We start from the raw sequence: 26507 nt of genomic DNA, 5'->3' as shown, positions 1-26507 counted from the left end.
TCGAGCCTTTCCATGATCGAGCGTTCCGTCGTCGTGCGCGTGCACGAAGGGCTCCATGCCCGCCCGGCCACCCAGTTCGTGAAGCTCGCCAAGAGCTTCACCTGTGAGGTCGAGATCCGCTGCAACGGACGCGGCGCGAGCGCCAAGAGCGCGGTCAAGCTGATGCTGCTCGGCGTCAAGGAGAACGACGAGGCGGTGCTGCGGGCCGAGGGCGAGGACGCGGCCGAGGCGGTGTCGGCGCTGGCGACCTTCCTCCAGACCCCGGGCGCGGGCGACGTGGAGCTGGCGGCCCCGCCCGCCGCGAGCGCGACCTCGGCCGCCGGGGACGTTGCGGCGTCGGCCAGCCTCGCGCCCCTGCCGGTCCCGGCCCCCGGTCCCTCGCGCGGCGTCGCCGCCAGCGAGGGTACGGCGATCGGCCCCGCCTTCGCCTTCTTTCCCGCAGCGCTCCGCATCCCCGCCGACCGCGTCGAACCGGGCGACGCGGAGGCCGAGGTCGCACGCTATCGCGCGGCCCTTGCCGCCACGACCGAAAGCTTTCGCAAGGCCAAGGCGCGGCCCGGCCTCAAGCGCGACGACGCCGCGATCATCGACGCGCTGGTGGACGTCGCCGAGGACGCCGAGTTCATCGCCGGCGTCGAGCGCTCGATCCGCGAGGGGTCGAATGCCCCCGCCGCCGTGACGCGGACCGGCGCCGAGATCGCCGGCAGCTTCGAGGCGATGAGCGATCCCTATCTTCGGGCGCGCGCCGAGGACATCCGCTCGGTGACGCGCTCCATCGCGCTCGCCCTTCTGGGCGAGCGCGACGCCTCGCTCGCCGACATGCCGCCGGGTTCGGTGATCGTCGCCGACGAGATCGCCGCGCTCGACCTCGCCAAGGCGACGCTCAAGGACATCGCCGGCATCGTCTGCCGCAAGGGCGCCGCCACCAGCCACGTCGCCATCATGGCCCGCGCCCACGGCATTCCCGCCGTGCTGGGCGCGCCCTTCGCGCAGGAGGCGCTGAAGGCCGCGCGCGTCGTCGGCCTCGACGGGGCGAGCGGCGAGGTCCTCGTCGATCCCATGGCTGCGGACGAGGCGCGGCTGCGCGAGGCCATCGCGCGCGAGCGCACCGAGCGCGAAAGCCTCATCGCCTACCGCACCGTGGAGCCCCGCACGCGCGACGGGCGGCGCATAGAGATCGCGGCCAACCTCGGCTCGCTCGCCGAGATCGACGGCGCGCTCGAGGCCGGCGCGATGGGCGTCGGCCTGTTCCGCACCGAGTTCCTGTTCATGGAGCGGCGCGCGCTGCCGGGCGAGGACGAGCAGGCCGAGACCTACCGCCGGCTGGCGGAGGCCTTCGCGCCCCACCCGGTCGTGATCCGCACGCTCGACATCGGCGGCGACAAGCCGGTGGCCGGCATCGACTTCGAGCACGAGGACAATCCGTTTCTGGGCTGGCGCGGCGTTCGCATGTGCCTGGAGCGGCCCGACGTGTTCAAGCCGCAGCTGCGCGCGCTCCTGCGGGCCACGCCGGCGGGCAACGTGAAGATCCTCCTGCCCATGATCGCCGATGTCGGCGAGGTGGATGCGGTGCGCGCGCTCCTCGACGAGTGCCGCGCCGAGCTCGACGCCGAGGGACTGGCCCACGGTGCCTTCGAGCTCGGCGTCATGATCGAGACGCCGGCCGCCGTGTTCCTGGCGGGCGCGATCGCGCGCGAGGTCGACTTCTTCTCGGTCGGCACGAACGACCTCACGCAATACGTCATGGCGGCCGACCGGCTGAACCCGCGCGTCGCCAAGCTCAACCGCACCGAGCACCCGGCCGTGCTCGAGGCCATCCGCATGGCGGCGCGCGCCGCGCGAGAGGCGGGCATCTGGATCGGCGTCTGCGGCGAGGCGGCCGCGCGCCCCGACCTCATCCCCTTCTTCGTCGAGAACGGCGTCACCGAACTCTCCATGAGCCCGGCCTCGATCGGCCGCGCCAAGAAATGCGTGACGGAGATCTGAGACCACCCGGGCGGATGGGCGGTTGCACGGGTGGAACGGTGACGGCTCGCTTGCGCGTATCAGGGGTTCGAAGCCGCCGCCGACAAGCCGATGCCTCGCTCGGGTCGTCGCCGTCACTCCAGGAACCAGCCCTCCGCCATCGCATGGCGCAGGACCGCGACCCGGCTGCGCAATCCCAGCTTTTCAAAGGCGCGGGCGCGGTAGGTCTCGACGGTCCTCGTGCTGAGGCCGAGATACGTCGATATCTCCTTGTTGCAGTGGCCGGACGCGACGAGCCGCAACACGCTCTCCTCGCGATCGCTGAGCCCGTCGCCTCGCGCGCGTGCGACGGGCTTGAGCGGGATCACCTTGCCCGCGATCGCGGGATCCACGTAGACGCCGCCCGCCAGCACCGCCCGAATGGCCTTGAGAAGGTCATCCGCCGCCGACGCCTTGAGAACGAACCCCTTGGCACCGGCCCGAAAGAACGCCCGCACATAGGCCCCTTCCTCGTGCAGCGTCAGCGCAAGGGTGCGGATGCCGGGGAAGCGCTTCGTCAGGTGGCTCACGAGCGCGGCGCCCGACATGCCGGGAAGCGAGCCGTCGACGATCACGAGATCCGGCTGCGTGCTCTCGATCTGTTCCATCGCGTCCGCCGCCGCTTCGGCCTGGCCGACGACTTCCAGATCGGCCTGCTCCGACAAGAGGGAATTCAAGCCCGAAAGGACGATCGGATGGTCGTCCACGATGAACAGTCGATGCTTACGCTCGCTCGTCATGTGCCTCGCTCCCGTTGCTGAGGGGAATCTTGACGTACGCTGCCGTTCCCGTTCCCATTCCGCTCTCGATCGTCAGCGATCCGCCGACCGCCGCCAATCGTTCCCGCATGCCCGCCACTCCGTTCCGACGGACCGGCATGGAAGACCCGTTCGTCGAATCGAACCCACGGCCGTCGTCCTCCACGACGATACGCAGGACGTCGCCCGAGCGACGGGCCGCGACGCTGAGGGATCTGGCTCCCGAATGGCGCGCCATGTTCGTCATGAGTTCCTGGAGGACGCGATAGATCGCGACGGCGACGGGCTTTGGAACAGGCTCCTGCAGACCGTCGAGAAGCAGATCGACCTCGATCCCGAGCTTCGATCCCCAGCCGAGCGCGAGATCCTCGACGGCGGCGAACAGACCGAGATCCTCGAGGATCGGGGGCCGTAGATTGCCCGCCAGATGATGAACCTGGTCATGCAGGCGTCCGGCGACCGCGCGCAGGTTCTCCAGGCGTTCGGATCGGAGCTCGTCCGTCGCGGCGGTCCCGATCCCTTTCAGCCCGACCATAAGGGCCGTGACCTCCTGGCCGAGTTCGTCGTGGAGCTCCCGCGCAAAGTGGAGGCGCTCCTCCTCCTGAACCTCGATCAACCGTCGCAGGAGGACCTCCTGCTCATGCTCCGCGAGCTTGCGGGCGGTTATGTCGGAAAACGCCACGACGGCGGCGGGTGTCCCGTCCGGGTCGTCCTGGATCGGTCCGGCGCTGACCGCCATCCAGCGACGCTGCCCATCTGCCGTTTCCATCTGGACTTCGACGTCCCGGCTCGTCTCGCCGAACTTGAGGGCGCGGCTGCTCGGCCAATCGGGTCGCTCCAGCGCTTCGCCGTTGCGATCGAACAGGCGGACGCTTCGATGGATGTGGCTTGGCGGAACATCCGCGCCCTCGACCTGGACGAGGGCTCGATAGACGGCGTTGGACAGGACCAGCTGGTTGCTCGACCCGTCAATGACGCCGACCGCGACCGGCATGTTCTCGACGACGCTTTCCAGCCACGCCTTGCGTCGCCGCATCTCCCGTTCCGCCGCGTCCCGTCGCGTCTCGACCTGACCCACCACGCGCGCCGCCCGCATCAGAGCGAATGCGGTGAGCGCGTTCAGGAGAACCAGGAGGCCGAGGAAGACGTCGTCGATGCGGAACGGCTCGCTCGCGGGCGGGAAGGCGCGCCGCGTGACGGCGTAGGCCGCCAGCAGGAGCGCTCCGCCCAGGAGGGAGGTCGCCCCCCAATGCAACTGCCGCTGAGCGAAGCGCTGGATCACGTGACACGACCCTCGACCATGCCGCCTTCGTCGGGACGGCACGGAGCGGCCGAGCCAGACGAGCCCGGGGACGATAGCACCGTTTGGCGCCCAGCCATGTCGCAGAATCCCCGACAGGAACGGCCACGAATGCCCGACGTGCCCAGCGTGGAGAACCCGGCGGCACATGCAGTCCGACCCGAATGGCGGGTTCGGGACCGGAGGGCTCTGATGGCGGCGTCGGCACCGATCGGCGACCGGCGCAACCGCAACTCAAACCTCCTGGAGATCAGTCATGAAACGCATGGTTCTCGTCACCACCGCCTTCCTCGCCCTGACCGCCGTCGCGAGCGCCGCCTCGGTGGGGAGCGGCAACGGCAACGGCAACGGAAACGTCGGGATCGGCAACGGCAACGGAAACGGAAACGGCAACCACGGTGCCCTGAACGGCAACTTCAACGGCAACGGCAACTACGGCATCGGCAACGGCAACCTGAACGGCAACGGCAACTACGGCATCGGCAACGGCAACTTCAACGGCAACCTGAACGCAGGCGGCCTGAACGGCAACGGCAACGGCAACAGCAACTACGGCGGCTTCAGCGGCAACTTCAACGGCAACATGAACCGCTGATCGGCACCGTCCGCCGACCGCAGGCGCCGCCTCTCTCCTTCACGCGAGGGCGGACCTGCGGCCGGCGGCGTTTCCACGAGAAGAGGAGGTCCACATGACCATCAGGCATATTGCCGGCTGGACCTTGGCCGCCGTGCTCGTCGGCACGGTTCAACCCGCCTTCGCCATCAGCATCGGAAGTGGCAACGGCAATACCGGGATCGGCAACGGCAACGGGAATGGCAACGGCAACGGCCGGCCTCAGACGGGCGGCAACTACGGCGCGTTCAACTCCGGGACCGGCAATGTCGGCGCCTTCAACTCGGGCACGGGCAACGTCGGCGCCTTCAACGGCAACGGCAACACGTCACCGACCAGCGGCAACAACAACCTCGGTTCCTTCAACGGGAACTTCAACGGGGGGCTGAACAATGGCAACGGCAACGTTGGAGCCGGCAACGGCAACTTCAACGGAAACGGCAACACGCCTTGACGTCTCTGCGGGGCGTCGCCCGGCCGAGGCGGCGGCGCTCCGTGGAGCATTCGCGTTCCACTTCCGTGTCCTGCTCATCCTCGCGACCGTCGTGCCGGCGGCATCGCCCTGCGCCGGCCTGGCGGCCGTGGGACAGGGGAACGGCAACGGGAATGGCAACGTCGGAAATGGGAACAGCAACGGCAACTCGGGCAACAACAACGGCAACAACAATGCGGGCGACCGGAACGGGAACGGAAACACGGGTTCCGGTCAGGGCAACGGCAACCTCGGAAGCGACCGCGGCAACGGCCCCGCCTACCGCCATTGGAACGACGGCTATCGGCTCGGCCAGGGCCACGGCCACGGCCGCGACGCGCCTCGAGCGTCCGAATGGCCGTGGTGGCTCGAGGATCTCACGATGAAACACCAAGCGCCGCCCAAGGCGAGGCGCATGCTCGACGACGACGGCCCGATCGGCATCGTTCCCTGAAAGCCGCCGCAGCTCTCCTTCGGGATGCGGCAACCATGACGGCCTGTCGCCGCTGCGGCCGGGCCGAACCTTCCGATAGGCGCCCGGAAACCGTCAGCCCATCATCTCGGCGGCGATCTCGTCCCAGGTGCGGGCGACGAAGTCTGCGCCGGCCGCGCGAAGCGCCTCGCCGGAGTTCGCCAGGAGGTGCGCCCCGCCCAGGAAGCCGTAGGCGGTCATGCCGGCGCTTTTCGCGCCCTGGACGCCGAAGCGCGAGTCCTCGATCACGAGGCAGCGCTCCGGCTGGGCACCCATGCGGGCGCTTGCGTGCAGCACGAGGTCGGGCTCGGGCTTGCCACGCCTGACGTCGTGCGAGGAGAAGATCGCATCCGCTCCGAAGAACCGGTCGAGCTTCGTGACGCTGAGGCTGTGGCGGATGCGCTCGTGGTCCGAGGAGGAGGCGACGCAGCGCGGCAGGGTCGAGCGCTCCAGAAAGTCCGCCACGCCCGGCACCGGCAGGAGCTCGGCCGAGAACAGCGCCTTGGTCTCGCTCCAGAAGCGCGGATGGTAGTCCTGCGACAGCTTGCGGCCCGTGCGCTCCTCGAGCCCGGCCAGGAGGTCGGCGAACTTCATGCCGACCACCGCGTCCACCATCTCGGCGGTGATCTCGATTCCCGCCTGGCGGAAGACGGACTGCACCGCGCGGCGCGCCAGGATCTCCGAGTCGACGAGCACCCCGTCGCAGTCGAAGATAATGAGGTCGAACTGCGCCATGCCGCGTCTTTCGGTTGTCGCGCCGCTCGATCGGGCCGGGCGGCGTCGGTTTAGCGGGCGAGCTCGCGCAGGAGCCGGGCGACCTCGGCCCGCTGTTCGATCTGCGGCATATGGCCGGTGCGGGCGAAGATGTGCAAGGCGATGCGGCCGGGAAGCCCGGTGAAGTGGCGCGCCGGCAGCACGCGGTCCTCGGCGCCCACTACGATCTTCACCGGCATCGACAGCTCGCCCACGAGCCGGCGCACGTCGAAATGCTGCGTGCCGTTCGAAAAGAGCCGGCCTGCGAGCCTCGTCTGCGCGAGGGTCTGGCGTCCGTCGGCTCGGCCTCGCGCTGTCGCGCGCACGAAGCCGTCCGACAGCGCGGCGGGGTCGGCGACGAGGTGGTGCAGCCAGGCGCGCACCGCCGGCTCCTCGCTTGCGCGGGCGAAGCCGTCCGTGAAGCCGGTGTCGATGTCCGGCCCGAAGCCGCCGGGCGCGACCAGAAGCAGCGAGCGCGTCTCCAGCGCGATGCCGCCCGCCACCGCCACCGCCACCGCGCCGCCGAGCGAGTGGCCGACGAGATGGGCCGACGCGATGCCGAAGGCACGGATCGTGTCCTCGACCGCCGCGACGAGGTCTTCGAAGCTTGATGCCTCGCGGTCCACCGAGCCGCCATGCCCGGGGAGGTCGATGCCGAGGATGGGCATGTCGTCCGCGATCTCGGACAGCATCGGACGCCAGCTCGCGAGCTCGGAGCCGAAGCCGTGGATCAGGATCACCGGCGTTCCCGCGCCCTGCCGCAGCCAGACGGCGTTGAGCGGCGGGTTCGCGGGTGCCGCGCGGGGCGCCTGCTCGGCGCTCCTCTCCACGACCGGAGCGGGGGACACGGGTGAGGAAACCGGGCCGTTGGCCGAGGCAGGCGCCGGGGCGGTCTCGCTTCGGCGCGCGGCGACCGCCTCCTCGACCTCCTCGCGCCCGATGCGCCCGCACGGGCCACGACCCGTCAGCGTCGAGAGGTCGATGCCATGCTCGCGCGCGAGACGCCGGGCGAGTGGGGTGGCGCGAACGCCGCGACGCGAGCCGTCCGACGCGGTGATGGGCTGCGTCGCGTCCTCAGCCCGGCCCGCGACGACTGCCACGTCTCGTTGCGTGACGGGCCCCGAGTCCACCTCGACATCCGGATCCGGCCCGACCGCCTCCGGCTTGCCGGCCCCGGTGGTGGGCGCGGCCTCGTAGCGCTCGCCCTCGGCATAGATCCAGGCGACAGCCGCACCGATGGCGATATCGACGCCTTCCGCCCCGGTCACGTCGCGCAGCGTGCCGCTGGCCGGCGCGTCGACCTCCATGGCGGCCTTGTCGGTCTCGATCTCGAAGAGCGGCTCGCCCTTCTTGATCCGGTCGCCCTCCCGGTAGAACCAGCGCGAGATCTGGCCGGTCGCCATGTCCATGTCGACCTTGGGCAGGATCACCTCGGTCGGCATGGCTCAGCGCTCCCGCTTGTGCAGCGAGCGCACGGCCGCAAGGATGTCGGGAACCTGCGGCACCACCGCCTTTTCCAGCTCGGGATTGTAGGGGATGGGCGATTCCGCGCCCCCCAGCCGCACGATCGGCGCGTCGAGATAATCGAAGGCCTCGCTCTCCGCGATCATGGCCGCGATCTCGGCGCCGACGCCCAGCGTCTTCACGCCCTCGTAGACGCAGACGAGGCGCCCGGTCTTCATGACGCTCGCGATGATGGTCTCGCGGTCCATCGGACGGATCGTTCTGAGGTCGACGACCTCGACGTCGATCCCGTCGCGGGCCAGCTCCTCCGCGGCGGTCAGAGCCTTGTGGACCATGATGGCGCTGGCCACGATCGTCAGGTCCCGCCCCTCGCGCACCACGGCGGCCTTGCCGATCGGGACCGTGTAGCGCCCTTCCGGCACGAGGCCCTTCATCTTGTAGAGGATCTTGTGCTCGAAGATCATCACCGGATCGGGGTCGTCGATCGCGGCGAGCAGCATGCCCTTGGCATCGTGGGGCGTCGAGGGCTGCAGGACCTTGAGGCCCGGCACGTGGCCGAGCCAGGCTTCGAGGCTCTGGGAGTGCTGCGCGGCCGCGCCCGTGCCCGAGCCCGCGGGAAAGCGCATCACGAGCGGCACCGAGACGTTGCCGCCGAGCATGAAGCGCAGCTTCGCCGCCTGGTTCACGATCTGCTCCATGGCGAGCGTCGCGAAGTCCGAGAACTGGAACTCGTAGATCGGCTTCATGCCGGTGAGCGCGGCGCCCACCGCAACCCCTGCCCCGCCGAGCTCGGCGATCGGCGTGTCGATCACGCGTTCGGCGCCGAAGCGGTGCACGAGGTCGCCCGTCACCTGGAAGGCGCCGCCGTAGACGCCGATGTCCTCGCCCATGATGAAGACGCGGCTGTCCTCCTCCATGGCGATGGCGATCGCTTCCTGGATCGCCTGGGCATAGGAAAGCTCGCGGCCGGCTGCCGCGTTCGCAAGTTCGCTCATCCGGGGATTCCTTGGGGTCGGCTGTTCAGGCCGTGTAGACGAAACGCGTCGCTTCGGACGGGTCAGGGGACGGCGAGTTCCTGGCGAACTCGATGCCCTCCGCGATCTCGCGCTCGACGCCGGCGCGGATCTCGTCGATCGCAGCCGCGTTCACCACGCCGTATTCCAGCATCTCCGCCTCGAAGCGACCGATCGGATCCTTCGAGATCCAGTCATCGATCTCCTCCTTGGTACGGTAGCGGTTGCGGTCGCTCTTGGAATGGCCGCGATGGCGGTAGGTCTTGCACTCGATCAGCGTCGGCCCCTCGCCGCGACGCGCGCGCTCTATGGCCGTGACGGAGGCTTCCGACACGTCCGACAGCGAGTTGCCGTCGACGGTCACGCCCGGCATCGCGTAGGCCACCGCGCGCTCGGCGATGTTCTTGACGGCGGTGGAGCGCTCGGTCGAGACCGACATGCCGTACTTGTTGTTCTCGCACACGAACACGACCGGCAGCTTCCAGATCGAGGCCATGTTCAGCGCCTCGTGAAAGGCGCCCTCGTTGTTGGCGCCGTCGCCGAAGAAGGAGACGACGACGTCGGGCCGGCGCTGCATCTTCATGGAAAGCGCGGCACCCACCGCGATGGGCAGGCCGCCGCCCACGATGCCGTTGGCGCCGAGATTGCCCTTGGCGACGTCGGCGATGTGCATGGAGCCGCCGCGCCCCCGGCAATAGCCCGTCTCCTTGCCGAAGAACTCGGCGAACATCTTCCCCACCTCCGCGCCCTTGGCGATGCAATGGCCGTGGCCGCGATGGGTCGAGGTGATCTGGTCGGTTTCGGTGAGCGGCAGGCAGACCCCCACCGCCGAGGCTTCCTGGCCGATCGAGAGATGCATCGTGCCGTGGATGAGGCCGCGCATGTAGCTCTCCTCCGCCCCTTCCTCGAAGCGGCGGATGAGATGCATCTGGCGCAGCGCGTCCCTCAGGACCTCGGCCGGGAAGTGCCGAAAGGCGAAGGGCCGGTTGTCGCCGCCTCGCGGGGCCACGCCTTGGGAGGCGGCGTCTGCGACCTCGGAGCTGCGCGGGATGGCGGACATGGGAATCGGCTCCTTGCGGGGTGGGTCTGCTCTACGCGGCCTGCGTCGCGAACCGGCCGTCGGCCTGGTCGAGACGGCGGCGGATCTGGGTGATCACGAGGCTGTCGTCGGGCTCGCAGTTGGCATAGGTCAGCTTCTCGCCGGCCTTGATCGGCTTGATGACGCGGGCCCGCTCGGCCAGACCCAGCGGCAGGGCGCCCTCGTTTCGCGCGCCTTCCCAAGTCATCGCGAAGCCGCGATAGTCGTACTCGCCGATCTTGCCGAGCGTGTCGCCCGGGTTCAGGTCGCGCTTGGCGAGCGTCACGCATTCGGCGACCGGGCGCTCGGCGGGGACGAGGTCGGGCGTCTTCTTGACCACCGCACGCACCGCCGAGAGCGGCACCTCGAGCGAGGTCAGGTGGTAGGGCCGGAAGATCGTGTAGTTCGGGCCGGGACCCATCTTGAGATCGCTCATGCGCTCGAGCACGCGATCATGCTTCGGCTTCACGATGCAGAAGACGCCGGGCGCGACGCCCTTGCCGATGGAGTAGTCGACCTTGCCGGGGCCCGACAGGACGCCGCCGTCCTGCTTCGTGCAGAGGACGGAGGCGAGTTCGTCGCGCGTCGCGGCCGGCCCGTGCATGCCCGGCACGTCGGGCACGAGGCCCGTGGCGTTGGCGACGGCCACCATCTCGATCATGGTCTTCGAGCCGTCCACGAACTCCACCAGCATGCGCGCGTTCATGTTGCGCTGGCGCGCCTCCTCCTCGTAGGCGTCCGGCGTGGCATCGAACTTCAGGGGATTGTTCTTGCCCTTGCCCGCGCACACGATATCGAAGCCGAGCGACTGGGCGAAGCCGATGATCTCGACGGTCGCCGCCGGCTCGTCGCCCGCCGCGCCCGTGTAGATGACGCCGGCCTTGGCGGCCTCCTCGCGCAGGAAACGGCCGATCGTGATGTCGGCCTCGACGTTCAGCATCACGACGTGCTTGCCGTTGCGGAACGCCTCCAGCGCGATCAGCGTGCCGACGTTCGGGTTGCCCGTGGCGTCGATGATGACGTCGATCCGGCCGCTGGAGCACAGCGCCTTGTAGTCCTCGGTGAGCGCGACGCGCCCGCCCTCGATGGCGCGGTCGATGTCGCCGGCGCTCGAGGCGCGCGAGAATTCCGAGCCCGCCATGCGCAGCGCGCTTTCCGCGCCCGCGATGTTCAGCTCCGACAGGGCGCCCAGGCGCACGCCCGGCATGAGGGTCAGCTGCACCACCATGTCGGTGCCCATCTGGCCGGAGCCGGCCAGACCCACGGTCACCGGACCATGCTGGTCGGCATAGGCCTGAAGCTCGGCCGCCAGGCCCACCTGCAGAATGCTCATCGGACGTCCTCCATGCGAGAAAGATACATTTGTATTAGGTGAAAGACAACAGTTCACAGCGTCATTTTACGCCGTTCCCCTGTCGGGAAAACGCATGTCCCGCGCTCGTCGCTGGCAAGAAATGCGGGTCGCAGGAGCGAGACGGTGGCGCGTGGCGTGGCCATTCCAACCAGCCGCCGGGCCATGGGCGTGCGCTTCCCATCCGCGCTCCGCCGCGAGTTCCCGGGCGACGCGCCTCCGGTTCGCGACGTCGCCGACCTCATCGCCACGGGACCGCTCGACACCGGGCCCGTCCTGACGCATCGTCTCGCGCTCACCTCGATCAACGAGGCGCTGGACACGGCCGTGCGCGGCGACGCGATCAAGGTCGCGATCGTGTCCTGAACGCCCCCGCTTCAGAACCGCCATGGACGCCTCACCCTCCGACATCCGCCACGTTCCCGTTCTCGTCGTCGGCGGGGGAATCAACGGCATCGGCACGTTCCGCGACCTGTGCCTGCAGGGCGTGGACTGCCTGCTCGTGGACCGGGGAGACCTGTGCGGGGGCGCGAGCGCGGCCTCCTCGCGCCTGATGCACGGAGGGCTGAAATATCTCGAGACCGGCGAGTTCCGCCTGGTTCGCCAGTCGGCGGAGGAGCGCAACCTCCTCCTGCGCAACGCGCCGCACGCCGTGGCGCCGCTCGAGACCGCCCTGCCCGTGCGCTCCTGGTTCGGCGGCATCGTGCCCTCCGCCAGGCGCTTCCTCGGCCTCAAGGCCAGGCTCAACGACCGCGGCCGGCTGATCACCGCGCTCGGCCTGACGCTCTACGATATCTTCGGCCGGCGCTTCCGCGCCATGCCCGTGCATCGCTTCGTCGGCCGGCGCGAGGCGCAGCGCCTCCTGCCCGGCCTCGATCCGGGCATCCTGGCGGTCGGCCTCTACTACGAGGCGCGGCTCGACCACGCCGAGCGGCTCGGCCTCGAGATCGCGCTCGACGCGCTCGCCGACAATCCGGGGAGCGGCATCCGAACCTATTGCACGGCGCGCGGCCAAGCGGGCGGCGTGATCGAGATCGAGGACCGGCTGACGGGCCGGCGCGAGCGCGTCACCACCGACCTCGTGGTGAATGCCGGCGGCGCTTGGATCGACGACGTGAACGCGGCGCTCGGCCTCAACAGCCGCTACATGGGCGGCACCAAGGGCAGCCACGTCGTGGTGGAGCACCCCGGCCTTCTCGCGGCGCTGAACGGTCGCATGGTCTATTTCGGCTCGGCCGACGGGCGCGTGAACCTCCTCTACCCCTTCAAGAACCGTGTCCTCATCGGCTCCACCGACATTCCGGTCGCCCACCCCGACGAGGCCGAGGTGAGCGAGGACGAGATCGGCTACATGATCGGCGTCGTGGCCGAGGTCTTTCCGAATATGGCGATCGGGCGCGAGGACGTCGTCTACAGCTTCTGCGGCGTGCGCCCGCTGCCGCGCGCGGATGTCGACAATCCCGGCGAGATCAGTCGCGACCACTCCTTCGGCGAGGACAAGCTGCCGGGCACGGACGTGCCGGTCCTGTCGCTGATCGGCGGCAAGTGGACCACCTATCGCGGCTTCTCGGAAGAGGCCGCCGACCGCGTGCTCGGGCATCTCGGGCGCGCGCGGCGCGCCTCCACGGCCGATCTCGCCATCGGCGGGGGCCGCGACTTCCCTGTGGACGCGCGCGGCCGCGCGAAACTCGCGGCCGAACTGGACCGGCTCGCGCGCGCATCCGTCGGCGAGCGGCTTCTCTTGCGCTACGGCACGCGGGCCCGGCCCGTCGCCGAGGCGATCGGCGCCTCGGACGGCGCGACGCTTCGCGCGCTGCCGGACTACCACGACGCCGAAATCCGCTGGATCGCGCGGCACGAGCTGGTGCGAACCGCCGACGACATCCTGCGCCGGCGCACCGAGATCGCGCTGACGGGCCGCGCGAGCGAGGCGGCCCACGCCGAGGTCGAGGCGATCATCGAGAGCGCGCGGGCAACGCTTCACTAGACATTCGCGGGACCTGGAAAGGGGCCCCGCCGCAGGCATAAGGGAGGAGACGCGGACCATGGCGCGCTACGACTACACCTCGATCGGCTTCATCACCTTCGACTGCCTCGGCCGCCCCGTCGGCGAGATCCCGGCCGGCGGCGGAACGGCGTTCATCCCGCAGATCGACATCGCCGTGTCCGGCGCGGCGGGCGCGGCCGTGGTGGCCGCCGCCAAGCACGGCCTGAAGTGCCTGGCGGTGGGCGGCGTCGGCGACGACCTGATGGCCGACTGGGTGCTGAACCGCATGGCGCAGTTCGGCATCGACATCTCGCTCATGCAGCGCTGCGCAGGGGTCGGCACCTCGACCTCGATCATCCTGACGCGCGCCGACGGCTCGCGCCCGGCGCTGCACATGCGGGGGGCGACCGGCGCCTTCGCGGTGAGTGACGACAGCCTCGACCAGATGCTCGACGCCACCGTCGTGCATCTGGGCGGCGTCGGCCTCATGGACCGCATGGACGGCGAGCCTTCGGCGCGGCTCTTCGCGGAGGCCAAGCGGCGCGGCGCGCTGACCACGGTCGACGTCTTCGCGGCGGCCGAGAAGGATCTCGCCAACGTCGTCGGCCTCCTGCCCTACACCGACTACTTCCTCCCCTCGATCGAGGAGGCGCGCGTCCTGTCGGGTCTCGAGGATATCGAGGACGTCGCGCGCTTCTTCCTCGACCGGGGCGTCACCTGCTGCATCCTGACGCTCGGCGAGAACGGCGCCTATTATCGCCACGCCAACGGCGACCGCTTCCTGATGCCGGCCTTCGACATCCAGATGGTCTGCTCCTGCGGCTGCGGCGACGCCTTCAACGCCGGCATCGCCACCGGCCTCGTGCACGGCATGGACCCCGAGACCATGGTGCGCTTCGCCCAGGCGACCTCGGCGCTCAACGCCACCGGCCTCGGCAGTCAGGCGGGCGTTCGCTCCTTCGAGCACACGCAGGCCTTCACCGCCACGCCGACGCGCCGCTCCGCCGTGTCGCTGCCGCGCCTCGTCGCCTGAGGTTCGAAGCCCCTCATGCCGGCTTGACGATCGGGATGCCCTCCTCGCGGAAGCGCCCGAGGATCGAGAACAGGAGCGCCGAGCGCGTGGAATAGACGAGACGCGGCGCGGACACGAAGGCGAACGCCTTGAACTGCACCTGCCCGCTCTCGATCCCGTCGATGAAGAGGCTGGGCGCCGGCTCCGACAGCACCGCCTCGTGGTCCTCGAAGATCGCGAGCACGGTGCGGCGCACCGCCTCGGCGTCGACCTCCAGCGGACCCGAGAAGCTGATCTGGATGCGGCCGAGTGGGTTCGCCATGGTCATGTTGCGAACGGGCTTGGTGATGAGCTCCGAGTTCGGGACGATCAGGGTCGAGCGGTCGGCGATCTGGATCTCGGTTGAGCGCACCGAGATGCGCTTCACGTCCCCCTCGTCGGTGCCGATGCGCACCGTGTCGCCGATCTTCACCGGCCGCTCGGCCAGAAGGATCAGGCCCGACACGAAGTTCTGCGTGATCGCCTGAAGGCCGAAGCCGATACCGACCGACAGCGCCGAGACCACGAGCGCGATGCGCTCCATGCCGATGCCGAGCGAGGTCAGCGCCCAGAAGCTCGCGAGGATGATGCCGGCATAGCCGACGATCGTCGACACCGAGTTGCGCGCGCCGGGATCGAGGTCGGTCGCCGGCAGGTAGCGCTCGTCCAGCCACCGGCGGACGCCGCGCATCAAGGTGATGCCGATGGCCAGCGCGACCGCCGCCTTGAGGATCGCGCCCGGCACGATCGTGAAGCCGCCGATGCGGATCTCGGCAGACGAGCCGAACTGGTAGAAGAGCGACGAGGCGCCGGGCCCGAGCGGCCCCGACAGGAGAAGGGCGGCGAGCACGAGGATCGCGATGCGCAGGAGCGCCGACAGGACGACGCCGAGCTGGCGCACCTGGGACTTGCGCAAGCCGAGGCTCGCGTGGAGCGCGCGGCCGAGCCGGCTTTCGGGCGCGAACATCGTGGTGCACAGGTCGTCCGCCACCACGAGAAGGAGATAGGCCGCGGCCGCGACCACGGCGGTCCAGATCGTCTGCCGGCTGATGAAGAGCGCGAGGTTCGCATAGCCCTGAAGCGCCGCCGCGAGGCTGACCGCCACGCAGATCCACGCCGCGACGGTGGCGAGCGTCACCCAGGTCGTCGCCCCGCCCGGCTCGCGCACCTCGTCGTCCTGCCGGCGCCGGACGCGGCCCAGCGTGACGAGGACGGTCACGATCAGCGCGACATAGGCGAGCGCGGCCACCGCGTTGAGAAGCACCACGGCCGAGCGGCTGACGCCCACCGCGTTGCCGCCCTCGATCAGGAACACGGCGAAGAACGAGACGAGGGCTGTGGCGAGCGGCAGGAAGCGAAGGCTCTCGGCCGTCTCCTCGGAGATGGGCAGGAGACGCCAGGAGGCCTTGCCGACGAGAAGAAGGCCCGCGCCGAGCGACACCACGAAGCCGCCGACCCCGGCCGTGACGCTCAGGACCTCGAGCAGCGGACGCGTGGCGTTGGTCAGCATGTCCGCCCAGTAGAGCGCCAGGAACAGGGCCGAGACGCCGAGCGTCGAGATCAGGGTGCCGACGAGGACGAACCAGAGGGCGAGCCCCGAGCGCCGCGCGCGGGTCGCGGGCACCTGGCGCACCGCGAAGTTGCGGCCCGCGTCGCGCAGCCAGCGCCGCACGGGCACGAGGATCAGGAGCGCCAGCCCGAGCCCGCCGAGCACCACGGCGATGCGCGAGGAGGTGCGCGTCTCCAGAAGGCGCGTGACGTTGTCGTGCGTGAAGTCGCGCAGCCGCGCCAGGTCATCGGGCAGGTTGCGCGCGACGGTCTGCCACAGAAGCGGCGAGAGCGGCGAGGCGACCTTGCGGAACGTGTCGCGGTTGAAGGCCTCGTTGATCTCGCGGATCAGGCGGTCGATCGTGTCCTTGGCGTCGGCGGCGAGCAGCCGCCCGCGCTTGATCGCCGAGTCCACGGCGTCGCGCTGGGCGGTGAGGCGTGTGCGCTGCTCCTGGACGTCGGGCGCCTCGCCCTCGCTCGCCTCTCCGAGCTCCGTGAGCCGGGCATTGGCGGCGTCGAGCTCGGGAACGAGCAGCGCCGCCGCGTCGTTGGCGGCGCTCCCCACCGCCATCGCCCGGTCGCGCAGGTCCGCCTTGGCGTCCGTGTCCGTGCCGGCGGCGTTGGCCGCCGCCTGGACGGCGGCGAGCTCGGCGGCCTGCTGGTCGAGCGTCGCGATCGGCGCCTTGGCCCCGTCCGGCACGTCCTGGGCGCGCGCGGGCGAGAGAAGGAGCGGAACGAGAAGGGCGATCAGCGCGACGAAGGCGGCAAGGCGTCGGTTCTGCAAGGCGGCACGTATCCCCATGATGACGGCGCGTCCCCTCCCCCCGGAACGGGACGCGGGGGCCCTTTGCCGGGCAAATGCGGAGGTTTTATTGCAAGGCTCCCGAAACGAACCGCCTCGCGCCCCGCGACGTTGAACCGGCATGAGCCTCGACCTCGACGCCTTCGCCCGCGCCCTCGACCTGTTGCCGGAAGGCTTTCGAGAGGGCGCGTTCGAGGGCCGCCGCTGGGGCGTCACGCTCAACCGGTCGCCGGACGGGCGCCGCCGCTGGCTCTGGGGCGAGGAGCTCGGCGGGCCGGGGCGCGTCAGCGCCAACGTCTACCGGCTGGAGGAAGGCCTGCGCCTCCTGCCCTGCGAGATGCCGGCCGAAGCCGTCGTGGCCTTCGTCCTCGGCTTCCGGCCGGACGGCTGACGATCGATCAAGCCGGGCTCACGGCGCGTTGATCGCGCTCGCCCCGAGCGGCTAAACGGGACCATGCCGCCGCGTCTCGGCGCCAACCGCACCCCGGGGGCCCCATGCACGTCTTCGAGTCCCTTCTCGCGCTTCTCTTCGGCGCGACGCTCCTGTCCATGCTGGCGCGACGTCTGAGCGTGCCCTATCCGACGCTGCTCGCGCTGGGCGGCGCGCTTCTCGCCTTCCTGCCGAGCGGGCCGCGCCTGGAGCTGCCGCCGGACCTCATCCTCGCGCTCTTCGTCGCGCCGGTCCTGTCGGACGCGGCCTACGATTCGTCCTTGCGCGACCTCAAGCGCAACTGGCTGGAGGTCTCCTCGCTGGTTCTGGTGGCGGTCGGGCTGACGACGCTGGTCGTGGCGCTCGTCGTGCACCTCGCCCTGCCGGACATGCCCTGGGGCGCGGCGATCGCGCTCGGTGCGCTGCTCGCCCCGCCGGATGCCGTGGCGGCGCTGGCGATCCTGCGCGCGGTCGCCCCGCCCTACAGGCTGCGCGTCATCCTGGAAGGGGAAAGCCTTCTCAACGACGCCTCCTCGCTGCTGATCTACCGTCTGGGCCTCGGCGCGGTGGCCGCAGGGGGATTTGCCTGGAGCGAGGCGCTGCCCGCCTTCGGCCTCGTCTTCATCGGCAGCGCGGTGGCGGGCTTCCTGTTCGCGCAGGTCACGCGCCGCCTGATCGGGCGCATGACCGACGGGCCGAGCGCCACGATCTTCCAGTTCGTGGTGACCTTCGGCGCCTGGCTCGGGGCCGAGCGGCTCGGCCTGTCGGGCGTCATCACCGTCGTGGTCTTCGCGATCACGGTGGCGCGCGGCACGCAGTACGCCATGCGCGCGCATCTGCGCGTCACCTCCTTCGCGGTCTGGGAAACCGTGACCGTGGTGCTCAACGTCCTCGCCTTCACGCTGATCGGGCTGGAGCTGCGGCCCATCCTGGAGGCGCTGACCGTGGCCGAGCAGGAGCGCTTCATCGGCCTGTCGCTCCTGCTTCTCGTCGTGGTGATCGTGGTGCGCCTCGCCTGGGTCGCGGCCCATCACGGGCTGCGGCAGCTGCGCCGCGAGGCGGCGGACGAAGACCAGGCCGGCATCGGCCCCTCGCTGGTGATCGGCTGGTCGGGCATGCGCGGCATCGTCACGCTGGCGGCGGCGATCGCGCTGCCGGAGGGTTTCCCCTATCGCGACTTCATGCAGCTCGCCGCCTTCGTGGTGGTGCTCGGCACGCTTCTCATCCAGGGGCTGACGCTGGGCCCGCTCCTGCGCTTCCTGCGCCTGCCCGAGGACCGGACCGTGGAGAGCGAGCTGCGCCGCGCGCGCAAGACGGTGATCAAGGCGGGCCTGGCCGAGCTCGACGGCGACACCTCCCCCGCCGCCCGCCGCATCGCCGAGGAATATGCCGAGGCGCTGTCCCAGGCGATGGAGGGAGCGGACCTGCGCGAGCGACCCGAGAACCACGTTCGGCTGCGCATGGTGATGGCTGCGCGCCGGGAGATCGGGCTCTTGCGCGACGACGGCACGATCGGTGACGAGGCCTATCGCCGCGTCGAAGAGGAACTCGACTGGCTGGAGATGAGCGCCCGGCCTCTGTGACGGGGCAAGCGCCCGCGGGGCGTCGGAGCGGCCGGGGCGTTGAAACATCTGCCCGGGGCCGCGCGTCCGGTCGCCCTGACGCAAGGCTCCTCGGCTACGACCATCCCGTTGCGATCCGTCGCCCGATCACTCCGACAAGGCGACGCGCATGCCCCTTCCTGCCACCACCATCCGCTGCATCTCCGGTCACTGGCACCTCGTGGTGACCACCGACGGGTCGGAGCGGACGCATCCCGCCGCATCCAAGCTCGAAGCCGAGATCATGGCGGTCCGGGAGCGTCGGCGACTGGCCGAGGTCCGGCTGGCCGAGGCGGCCGGAGGCGCGGAATTCGACAAATAAGTCGCGGTCGATCCGGGCGAAGCGGCCTGATCGTCCCCATATACGCTTTACCGGCACTCAAGGACCGATCCTCATGCGGACACCGAACTACAACTTCGAGCGCCAGGAGCGTGACAAGGCCAAGGCCGCCAAGAAGGCGGAGAAGGCGGCAGCCAAGGCGGCCAAGAGCGATTCCGAGGCCGCGTCGCGCGACGCTCGCGAGGATGTGCCGGACACCACTTCCTCTTCCGCGAACTGACGCGGGGAAAGGCACGTGCTGCCATGACCAACCAAAGCAAGACCCCGGCCAAGCCGGGCAAGGCCTCCCACGAGGAGCCCTACGAACCGGAAGCCTTCGCCAAGAAGTACGGTATCCCGCCCGGCGAGGCCAAGACGATCATCAAGCGATACGGGCCCTCGCGCCGGAAGCTGGATACCTACATGGCGGCTCGCAACGCCTGACAGGCCGGCGGGGCTGTTCCCTCACCCTGTCCACCGACACTCCTGCACCCACGGGCCTGGTCGCGAAAGCGACCGGGCCCGTTTGCTGTCAGGGAGAGGAGATCAAAGGCCGATCTGGACGCCGCAGAGCTGTGAATACGAAGGCCCAGCAGGGCGACCCGGCCCTTCAAACGCGTCCGCGCCGAGCGTGCCGCCGTCGTGGCTGCCTACGGCGCCGGCAGCGCGAGGAGAAGCCGGCTTGGCGGCAGGCCCGGCTCAAGGCGGAGCGCGCCACGGCGAAGGAGTTGGCGGCCCAGTCCCCCGCATTCGAGCCAAATCGGCTTAGGGCACAGGCGCGGGAAGGTGAGGCCGCGCGGGAAGGTCAGACGCGACGCGCGATAGGCCGCGCGCCAGACACGCAAGAACTGACGCGCACCCACCGACGGCGACGAACGCACCGATGCTGCCAAAGGTCCTGAAATGCGTCGAGCGCTCAGGCGCTCTTCTTGGCGCGCGAGGCGCGCTTCTTCGGCTCGGGGGCCACGACGATCGTGGCCTCGTGCGCGAGGCGGAGGGCTCGCAATCTCGCCGTCTTGTCCTGCGTCGCGGCGGCCTGCGCCGCGATGGTCCGCATCGCCGATCCCTTCTCGGGCCGGTTGTCGTGAGGAATGAAGAGGCGTTCGGCCTGCGTCTTGGGTGTCGTCGAACGATCCATGGGAATGTCCTTCCGGTCTCGGCCGCAGCCGCGACGGCTTGATACGAAAAGGCCCCGCTTCCTCGTCGGAACGGGGCCTTCGGTCGGTGAAGCAAGACCCCTCGCCCTTCTCGGCCGCCAGTCCATCCGTGGTCGGGGAAAAGAGGAGGAGACTAGGCCGTCCGGGCTCGCAGGGAGCCTCGGAGGTGCGCGATCAGGAGATCGACTGGAGGTTCTCGGCGGCCATCTTGCCGGTGCGGCGGTCGGCGACCAGCTCGAAGCTGACCTTGTCGCCTTCCTGCAGGCCGCTCAGCCCCGAGCGCTCGATCGCGCTGATGTGGACAAAGGCGTCCTTGCTGCCGTCGTCCGGCGCGATGAAGCCAAAACCCTTGTCGTGATTGAAGAATTTCACGGTTCCCGTCGTCATGGGATACCTTTCAGAATAAAGTTCTCGTCGGCTGGCATGAGCTGCCATCCGTTGCAGATCGAGTGTTCAGGAAGAAGCTTGAAAGCAAGGCGCTGCACTGGCGAGCGCGGGGCCAAAAGTTCCGGCCGTCTATCGACCCTGTAACTGTGGGCTCTTTCAAAACATTGCGCAACCCCCACGCAGCGGATTGTTCGATTTCCTGGGCGCAGCTTTTCGGAAAGACCGGTCGCGGCACCTTCACCCGCACCGGTTGCGATCCAGATTCTCTGCAGGACGGCCATGCCGAGGAGGTCTCGAGCGATGCGATAGGTGACGGGAGCCTTCGTGCTGGCGATGGCGGTGCCCTTGCCGGCCTTTGCGGCGACCGTCGCCGTTCCGGCCCAGGCGCAGCGCTCCGAGGCTTCAGGCGAGGTCGTCACGCCGGCGCTCTACGCCGTCCGGTTCGTCGGCGCAGCGGGCGGCGGGCGCGGTTCGCTCTATGTAGGCCACGGCATCGTCAGCGGCGTGGACGTGACCGGCGGCACCTATGACGGGTCCTATGGGGTGAACGAGGGACGCGTCCACGGGATCGCGTCCATGCGCGCGCTCGGTGAAACCCAGTTGGTCACCGGCCAGCGCCTCGACGGCGGACAGGCGCTGGAAATCCGGTTCGAGCTGCCGGTCGCCATCGACGAGACGGCGACCTACGACATCACGGTCGGCGGCCAGCCGGTTCGGATCCAGCTTCGAAAGGTCCGCGACCTGCCTTGAGACTCTTGCGGGCGCTCACGTCACCCGCGCGAGGCTCGACAGCGCGCGCGGGCGGTAGGTCCCCGCGCCCTTTTCGCCGACCAGCGCGCCGCCGCGCACCATGACCCGGCCGCCGAGGATGACGTCCTCGGGCCAGCCCATGACCTCCAGCCCCTCGTAGGGACTGTAGTCGGCGCCGTCGTGAAGGTCGGCGTGGCGGATCGTGCGGCGCGCCTCCGGATTCCAGATCGCGATGTCGGCGTCCATGCCGACCGCGATCGAACCCTTGGTGGCGAGGCCGTAGATGCGCGCGTGGTTGGTCGCCGTCAGCGCGACGAAGCGGGAAAGATCGATGCGGCCCTTCATCACCCCTTCCGAGAAGAGGATCGGCAGCCGCGTCTCGACCCCCGGTATGCCGTTCGGCACATGGCGGAAGCTCGTTCGCCCGCGCGGGTTCAGCTTGCCCTCCACGTCGTCGTAGCGGAACGGGCAGTGGTCGGAGGAGAAGAGGTCGAAGTCGCCGTTCTCGAGGCCGGTCCAGCAGGCCACCTGCTCGGCGGCGTCGCGGGGCGGCGGCGAGCACACGAACTTCGCGCCCTCCCAGTCCATGCCCTCGAGGTCGGCGGCGGTGAGCACGAGGTATTGCGGGCAGGTCTCGGCAACGACACGCCGGCCGCGCGCCCGCGCCGCGCGGATCTCTCCAAGGGCCGCCCCGTTCGAGACGTGGACGATCACCACCGGCACGTCGACGACCTCGGCGAGGCTGACGGCCCGGTGCGTTGCCTCGCGCTCGACGGCCACGGGCCGCGTCGTGGCGTGGGCGCGGGGTGCGACGTCGCCGCGCGCCTCGTGCTGGCCGACGAGGTAGCGGATCGCGTCCTCGTTCTCGCAATGGACCATGACCAGCGCGCCGGTGCGGCGCGCCGTGTCCATGGTCTGGAGGATCTCGGCGTCGTTCAACCGGAGGTCCTCGTAGGTCATGAAGACCTTGAAGGAGGTGTAGCCGTCGGCCACCAGCGCCGGCAGTTCCTGGCCCAGCACGGACGGCGTCGCGTCCGAGACGATGAGGTGGAAGGAGTGGTCGGTGTAGCACTGCCCTTGCGCCAACGCATGGTAGCCCTGGAGCGCCTCGCGCAGCGACTGGCCCTTGCCCTGCAGGCAGAAGGGCAGGACGGTGGTGTTGCCGCCCATCAGCGCCGAGCGCGTGCCGCTCTCGAAGTCGTCGGCCATGCGGATGCCGGCGCCCGAGGGCTGCGAGATGTGGACATGGCTGTCGATGCCGCCCGGCAGGACGAGCCGGCCGGCTGCGTCCACGCTCTCGCGCGCCTCGCCGACGCTTTCCGCGATCTCGACGATGCGCCCGTCGCGGATGCCCACCTCGGCGCGGAAGACATCCGATGCGGTCGCGATCGTGCCGCCGCGGATCGCCAGATCCAGCGTCACAGCTCGGGCTCCAGCGCGGCGATCAGCTGGTCCACCTCCTCCACCGTGTTGTAGTGGATCATCGAGACGCGCACGACGCCGCCCCGCTCGAGCAGCCCGTGCTCCTCGACGATGCGGCGGGCGTAGAAGTCGCCGTGGCGGATGCCGACATGGGCGCGGTCCACGGCCTCGACGATGCGCCTGGAGTTCTCGTCGCCCACCGTGAAGGACACCGTCGAGACGCGATCCTCGACGGCGGTGGAGCGGCGCCCGATGACGCGCACGGAGTTGCGCGAGGCGAGGAAGTCCATCAGGCGCTCGGTGACGACGCGTTCCTGCTCGGCGATGGCGGCAAAGCCCGCCTCGATCGCCGCGCGGCCCGTCGAGCCGTCGGCCTGCCGGCCAAGCTCGGCGACGTAGTCGACCGCCGCGACCGAGCCCCAGGCCGCCTCGTAGTTGATGTTGCCGGGCTCCAGCTTGTGGGGCACCCGGCTCTTGTCGAAGAAGTAGTGGTAGATGTTGTCGAGCGCTTCCAGCCTGTCGCGCCGGCCGTACATCACCGCATGGTGCGGCCCGAACACCTTGTAGACGCTGAAGACGTAGTAGTCGGCCTTGAGCGCCCGGACGTCGATCGCGCGGTGCGGGGCGTAGGCGACCGCGTCCACCGCCAGTTCCGCCCCCGCCTCGTGGACGATGTCGGCGATCTCGGCGATCGGGTTGATCGTGCCCAGGATGTTGGAGGCGTGCGTGACGCAGACGAGCTTGGTGCGCTCGGTCATCAGGGCGCGAAGGTCATCGAGGTCGAGTTCGAAGGTCTCGGGGTCGCAGCGCCACCACTTGATCGTGACGCCGCGCTCGGCGTGGCGCAGCCAGGGGCCGATATGGGCCTCGTGGTCGACATTGGTGAGGATGATCTCGTCGCCCGGCTGGAGGCGGCCTGTCATCGCCTCCGACAGGAAGCGAAGGAGGATCGTGGTGCTCGGCCCTTCCACGATCTCGCTCGCGTCGCAGTTCATGAAGCGGGCGAAGGCCTGCCGCGTTTCGGCGACGCGCTGGGTCGATACGCGGCTCGGCTCGTAAGTAGCGCCGGTCTGGACGTTGGTGTTGAGGAGATAGTCCGACACGCGGGCGGCCGCGTCGCGCAGCACCTGGCTGCCGCCGGCATTGTCCATGAAGATCCATTCACCCCCGAGCGCGGGGAACTGCGAGCGGACGAAGTCGAGATCGAGCGACATGGGACTGGCTTTCATGGGACTGGGGTCAGCGCGCCTGCTGGCGGGCCGAATGCTGCTCGAAGCGCGAGACGAGGCGCACGAGCGGCAGGAGGATGAGGAGGTATAGGATCGCCGCCCCGATCAGCGGCGAGGGGTTGGCGGCGAGCGCCTGGGCCTGCGTCGCCTGCTTCAGGAGGTCGGGCAGCGCCACGACCGAGGCGAGCGCGGTGTCTTTCAGGACGTTGATCGAGTTGTTGGTGAGCGGCGGGATCACGATGCGGATCGCCTGGGGCAGGATCACCCGGCGCATGCGCGCCCAGGCGTGGAGGCCGAGCGCGTCGGCCGCCTCGAACTGGCCGCGCGGGATGGCCTCGATGCCGGCGCGGAAGATCTCCGCCGCATAGGCGCTCGACACGGTCGACAGCGCGAAGGTCGCCGCCCAGAAGGGCGAGAAGCGGATGCCCAGGAACGGCAGCGCGTAGTAGACGATCACGAGCCAGACGAGCACGGGCAGCGCGCGGAAGACGTCGATGTAGCTGATGGCTAGCCAGCGCACGGGCTTGCGGCCGTAGAGGCGGGCGAGCGCGAGGCCGAGGCCGCCGAGAAGGCCGAGCCCGATCGACAGGAAACCGAGGAGCACCGTCCGCCCGAGGCCGCCGAGCAGCAGCGGGAACGAGTTCCACAGGACGTCGACGTTGAAGAAGGTGGTGACGATGTCCATCGGGTCTCGAATGTCGGCGGTCGGGATGGACCCGCCCGGGCGGGGGCGGGTCCGCGAGCGTCAGCGTGTCAGGGCTTGGGCATCTCCGCCTCGCGGGCGGTCGAGGTCGAGGCGTCGGGCGCGCTGCCGAACCAGGTCTCGTGCAGCTTGGCGAGCGTGCCGTCCTTCTTCAGCTCGCCGATCGCCTTGGAGGCCTCGGCCGCCAGCGGCGAGTCCTTGGCGAACATCACCGAATACTGCTCGCCGGTCGGGATGCGCTCCACCACGGCGTATTGAGGCTTGTCCTTGATGTAGTAGGCGACGGCCGGGATGTCGGAGATGTAGCCGTCGATGCGGCCGGCGGCCAAGTCCAGCATGGCCGGGGCGAGACCCTCGAAGCGGCGGATGTCGGAGATGCCGTACTCGCCCTGGTGCTGGGTCGACCAGATGTCGCCGGTCGAGCCGGTGTCGACGCCCACCACCTTGCCCTTGAGGCCCGCAAGGTTTTCGATGCCCGACGCCTTGAGGACCGAGAGCGACTGGTCGCTGTCGTAGTAGGGCTGAGCGAAGGAGACCGACTCCAGGCGCTTCTTGGTGATGGTGATCGAGGAGACCGCCGCGTCGATGCGGCCCGACTGGACGGCCGAGAAGAGGCCGTTGAACGGGATGTTCTCGAAGGAGACCTCGTCGTAGCCCAGGCGCTTGCCGACCTCGCGCATGAGCTCGACCTCGAAGCCCACGGTCTGGCCCGAGGCGTCCTGGAACTCCCAGGGCACGTTTCCGATGTTGGCGCCGACCGTCAGGGTCTTGGCGGAGGCCGCGCCGGTGAGGGCGAGAGCGGCGACGAGGGCGGCGGCAAAGGTCCTGCGGATCATGGCGGCTCCTTCCACGGGAAGCTGACTGGGAAACAGGCGGCCTGCACACCTATCGCGCAGGCGATGCCCAACGATCGATCATATCTTCTGCATGCACTTCGACGACCAAAACGTATGCTCGTTTCGGCCCGCCGCCAAGCGAAAAGATACGCCGTCAGTCCCCGCGCGGGCGGGCGCCGCCGCGCTCGGCCTCGGCATAGGGTCCCAGGATCTCCATGAGGTCGCCGCGCGCGGGCGTCGCGCGCAGAAAGGCCCGCTCGGCCACCTGGTCGAGATGATGGGCCATGAGCGCGGCCGCCCGCTCGGCGTCGCCCGCCTCCAGGGCGTCGATCACCGCCCCGTGCTCGTTGATGGCGCATTCCGTGGAATGGGGCCGGCCGAAGGTCGCGAGCGAGAGCGAGGAGCGGTAGGCGATCTCGCGCACGTATCGCAGGAGCGTCGGCTTGCCCGCCATCTCGGCGAGCCTCACGTGGAACTCGGTGGCGAGGCGGATCGAGTTGGCATCCGGGCCGCCGCGCGCCTCGGACTCGTCCGCCACGTGGGCGCGCAGCTCGGCGATCTGTTCCGGGGTCAGGCTGCCGGCGAGCGCGCGGACGACGAGGCGTTCGAGCTCGCGCCGGATGTCGAACTCGTCGCGCGCCTCCTCGAAGGAGGGCGTGGCGACCAGGGCGATGCGGTTGCGCCGAAGCTCGACCAGCCCCTCCGAGGCGAGCTGGCCGAGCGCATGGCGCGCGATCGTGCGGCTGACGCCGAAGCGCTCGCCGAGCGTGTCCTCGGGTAGCTTGTCGCCGGGGCTGAGCGCCTGTTCGAGGATGGCGCGCCGGATGGCCCGGCAGATGGCGGCGGCGCGGTCGGAGGCATCCATTCGGGCAGAGATTTCCTGGAAGACGCGGACAAGGTTGCGCCTCTCATACCAGCTTATCCCAGCGGCACCCAAGCGCCGCGACGCAGACAAAGCGCACGATCCAGCAGCAAACTGCATGCACTTTAAGCGGCAGTGTGCGCGT

Annotated in this window: 28 protein-coding genes; 13 read left to right on the top strand and 15 right to left on the bottom strand. The window is 69.7% G+C overall.

Translation table 11 applies throughout. The annotated features are described in order from the left end of the window. Positions 1–12: 12 nt before the first annotated feature. A complete protein-coding gene (gene ptsP / locus AUL35_RS04560) occupies positions 13–1986 on the top strand; it encodes a phosphoenolpyruvate--protein phosphotransferase (protein ID WP_306304358.1) in 1974 nt (657 codons plus the stop codon). A 113-nt stretch (positions 1987–2099) separates the two neighbouring features. Here the strand turns inward: ptsP and AUL35_RS04555 are convergent, their stop codons facing one another. Next, on the bottom strand, positions 2100–2744 hold the full coding sequence (locus tag AUL35_RS04555; RefSeq protein ID WP_082666105.1) for a response regulator transcription factor: 645 nt from the start codon (positions 2742–2744) through the stop codon (positions 2100–2102). Then, positions 2728–4044 carry a sensor histidine kinase gene (locus AUL35_RS04550; protein ID WP_062012471.1) on the bottom strand — a complete coding sequence of 439 codons (1317 nt, stop codon included), beginning with the start codon at positions 4042–4044 and terminating at the stop codon, positions 2728–2730. Before AUL35_RS04550 ends, AUL35_RS04555 begins: the two co-directional genes overlap by 17 nt. A gap of 274 nt (positions 4045–4318) precedes the next feature. Between AUL35_RS04550 and AUL35_RS04545 the strand changes: the two genes are divergently transcribed. From AUL35_RS04545 to AUL35_RS04535, 3 genes are all read left to right on the top strand, one after another. Then, complete coding sequence (locus tag AUL35_RS04545; protein WP_062012469.1) at positions 4319–4657, top strand: hypothetical protein; 339 nt, start codon at positions 4319–4321, stop codon at positions 4655–4657. Positions 4658–4751: 94 nt separating this feature from the next. Next, the gene (locus AUL35_RS04540) at positions 4752–5129 is read left to right on the top strand and encodes a hypothetical protein (RefSeq protein WP_062012467.1); all 378 of its coding nucleotides are present in this window, start codon (positions 4752–4754) and stop codon (positions 5127–5129) included. 127 nt (positions 5130–5256) lie between these two features. Continuing rightward, positions 5257–5601: a hypothetical protein gene (locus tag AUL35_RS04535; RefSeq protein ID WP_156417831.1), complete on the top strand. Its 345-nt coding sequence runs from the start codon at positions 5257–5259 to the stop codon at positions 5599–5601. A gap of 93 nt (positions 5602–5694) precedes the next feature. Here the strand turns inward: AUL35_RS04535 and AUL35_RS04530 are convergent, their stop codons facing one another. The 5 genes from AUL35_RS04530 to AUL35_RS04510 are packed head-to-tail and all read right to left on the bottom strand — an operon-like array spanning position 5695 to position 11260. Further along, on the bottom strand, positions 5695–6354 hold the full coding sequence (locus AUL35_RS04530) for an HAD family phosphatase (RefSeq protein ID WP_062012463.1): 660 nt from the start codon (positions 6352–6354) through the stop codon (positions 5695–5697). A 50-nt stretch (positions 6355–6404) separates the two neighbouring features. Further along, positions 6405–7814: an acetoin dehydrogenase dihydrolipoyllysine-residue acetyltransferase subunit gene (locus AUL35_RS04525; RefSeq protein ID WP_062012461.1), complete on the bottom strand. Its 1410-nt coding sequence runs from the start codon at positions 7812–7814 to the stop codon at positions 6405–6407. A 3-nt stretch (positions 7815–7817) separates the two neighbouring features. After that, a complete protein-coding gene (locus AUL35_RS04520; RefSeq protein WP_062012459.1) occupies positions 7818–8831 on the bottom strand; it encodes an alpha-ketoacid dehydrogenase subunit beta in 1014 nt (337 codons plus the stop codon). 25 nt (positions 8832–8856) lie between these two features. Beyond that, the gene (locus tag AUL35_RS04515) at positions 8857–9909 is read right to left on the bottom strand and encodes a thiamine pyrophosphate-dependent dehydrogenase E1 component subunit alpha (RefSeq protein WP_062012457.1); all 1053 of its coding nucleotides are present in this window, start codon (positions 9907–9909) and stop codon (positions 8857–8859) included. 31 nt (positions 9910–9940) lie between these two features. Next, positions 9941–11260: an NAD(P)H-dependent oxidoreductase gene (locus AUL35_RS04510; protein WP_062012455.1), complete on the bottom strand. Its 1320-nt coding sequence runs from the start codon at positions 11258–11260 to the stop codon at positions 9941–9943. A 144-nt stretch (positions 11261–11404) separates the two neighbouring features. On the opposite strand from AUL35_RS04510, the gene AUL35_RS04505 reads away from it, so the two are divergent. From AUL35_RS04505 to AUL35_RS04495, 3 genes are read left to right on the top strand one after another with little or no spacing between them, the layout of a single operon-like run. Beyond that, positions 11405–11644 (top strand): hypothetical protein, encoded by a 240-nt coding sequence (locus AUL35_RS04505; RefSeq protein WP_062012453.1) that lies wholly within the window; start codon positions 11405–11407, stop codon positions 11642–11644. Positions 11645–11666: 22 nt separating this feature from the next. Beyond that, entirely contained in the window at positions 11667–13265 is a 1599-nt protein-coding gene (locus AUL35_RS04500) for a glycerol-3-phosphate dehydrogenase/oxidase (RefSeq protein WP_062012451.1), read from the top strand. A gap of 58 nt (positions 13266–13323) precedes the next feature. After that, positions 13324–14298 carry a carbohydrate kinase family protein gene (locus AUL35_RS04495; RefSeq protein ID WP_062012449.1) on the top strand — a complete coding sequence of 325 codons (975 nt, stop codon included), beginning with the start codon at positions 13324–13326 and terminating at the stop codon, positions 14296–14298. A gap of 13 nt (positions 14299–14311) precedes the next feature. Here the strand turns inward: AUL35_RS04495 and AUL35_RS04490 are convergent, their stop codons facing one another. Continuing rightward, the gene (locus AUL35_RS04490; protein WP_062012441.1) at positions 14312–16666 is read right to left on the bottom strand and encodes a DUF3772 domain-containing protein; all 2355 of its coding nucleotides are present in this window, start codon (positions 16664–16666) and stop codon (positions 14312–14314) included. A gap of 121 nt (positions 16667–16787) precedes the next feature. Between AUL35_RS04490 and AUL35_RS04485 the strand changes: the two genes are divergently transcribed. From AUL35_RS04485 to AUL35_RS04470, 5 genes are all read left to right on the top strand, one after another. After that, the gene (locus tag AUL35_RS04485) at positions 16788–17057 is read left to right on the top strand and encodes a hypothetical protein (RefSeq protein ID WP_062012439.1); all 270 of its coding nucleotides are present in this window, start codon (positions 16788–16790) and stop codon (positions 17055–17057) included. Positions 17058–17161: 104 nt separating this feature from the next. Continuing rightward, the gene (locus tag AUL35_RS04480; RefSeq protein ID WP_062012437.1) at positions 17162–18679 is read left to right on the top strand and encodes a sodium:proton antiporter; all 1518 of its coding nucleotides are present in this window, start codon (positions 17162–17164) and stop codon (positions 18677–18679) included. A 148-nt stretch (positions 18680–18827) separates the two neighbouring features. Further along, on the top strand, positions 18828–19019 hold the full coding sequence (locus tag AUL35_RS04475; protein ID WP_062012434.1) for a hypothetical protein: 192 nt from the start codon (positions 18828–18830) through the stop codon (positions 19017–19019). Positions 19020–19092: 73 nt separating this feature from the next. Next, positions 19093–19257 carry a hypothetical protein gene (locus AUL35_RS22495; protein ID WP_192847043.1) on the top strand — a complete coding sequence of 55 codons (165 nt, stop codon included), beginning with the start codon at positions 19093–19095 and terminating at the stop codon, positions 19255–19257. A gap of 23 nt (positions 19258–19280) precedes the next feature. After that, entirely contained in the window at positions 19281–19460 is a 180-nt protein-coding gene (locus AUL35_RS04470) for a DUF3606 domain-containing protein (protein WP_062012432.1), read from the top strand. 472 nt (positions 19461–19932) lie between these two features. On the opposite strand, the gene AUL35_RS04465 is transcribed toward AUL35_RS04470, so the two are convergent. Both AUL35_RS04465 and AUL35_RS04460 read right to left on the bottom strand, forming a co-directional pair. Continuing rightward, positions 19933–20154 carry a hypothetical protein gene (locus AUL35_RS04465; protein WP_062012430.1) on the bottom strand — a complete coding sequence of 74 codons (222 nt, stop codon included), beginning with the start codon at positions 20152–20154 and terminating at the stop codon, positions 19933–19935. Between the two features lie 193 nt (positions 20155–20347). Beyond that, the gene (locus AUL35_RS04460; protein WP_062012428.1) at positions 20348–20560 is read right to left on the bottom strand and encodes a cold-shock protein; all 213 of its coding nucleotides are present in this window, start codon (positions 20558–20560) and stop codon (positions 20348–20350) included. A 309-nt stretch (positions 20561–20869) separates the two neighbouring features. Between AUL35_RS04460 and AUL35_RS04455 the strand changes: the two genes are divergently transcribed. After that, complete coding sequence (locus tag AUL35_RS04455; RefSeq protein WP_062012426.1) at positions 20870–21310, top strand: hypothetical protein; 441 nt, start codon at positions 20870–20872, stop codon at positions 21308–21310. A gap of 15 nt (positions 21311–21325) precedes the next feature. On the opposite strand, the gene hydA is transcribed toward AUL35_RS04455, so the two are convergent. The 5 genes from hydA to AUL35_RS04430 all read right to left on the bottom strand — a co-directional run bounded on the left by hydA (position 21326) and on the right by AUL35_RS04430 (position 26365). Next, a complete protein-coding gene (hydA, locus tag AUL35_RS04450; RefSeq protein ID WP_062012424.1) occupies positions 21326–22732 on the bottom strand; it encodes a dihydropyrimidinase in 1407 nt (468 codons plus the stop codon). Then, positions 22729–23946 (bottom strand): cysteine desulfurase-like protein, encoded by a 1218-nt coding sequence (locus AUL35_RS04445; RefSeq protein ID WP_062012422.1) that lies wholly within the window; start codon positions 23944–23946, stop codon positions 22729–22731. The genes hydA and AUL35_RS04445 overlap by 4 nt, the downstream gene beginning before the upstream one ends. Positions 23947–23971: 25 nt before the next feature. Then, positions 23972–24646: an amino acid ABC transporter permease gene (locus tag AUL35_RS04440; RefSeq protein WP_062012420.1), complete on the bottom strand. Its 675-nt coding sequence runs from the start codon at positions 24644–24646 to the stop codon at positions 23972–23974. Positions 24647–24714: 68 nt separating this feature from the next. Then, the gene (locus tag AUL35_RS04435; RefSeq protein WP_062012418.1) at positions 24715–25500 is read right to left on the bottom strand and encodes a transporter substrate-binding domain-containing protein; all 786 of its coding nucleotides are present in this window, start codon (positions 25498–25500) and stop codon (positions 24715–24717) included. A gap of 154 nt (positions 25501–25654) precedes the next feature. Further along, complete coding sequence (locus AUL35_RS04430) at positions 25655–26365, bottom strand: GntR family transcriptional regulator (protein ID WP_062012416.1); 711 nt, start codon at positions 26363–26365, stop codon at positions 25655–25657. Between the last annotated feature and the right edge of the window lie 142 nt (positions 26366–26507).

Origin of the sequence: Aureimonas sp. AU4 (assembly GCF_001463765.1) — a bacterium.
Taxonomy (GTDB): Bacteria; Pseudomonadota; Alphaproteobacteria; order Rhizobiales; family Rhizobiaceae; genus Aureimonas.
The sequence above is the reverse complement of the archived record's forward strand: the minus strand, read 5'-3'. Positions and strand labels throughout refer to the sequence as shown.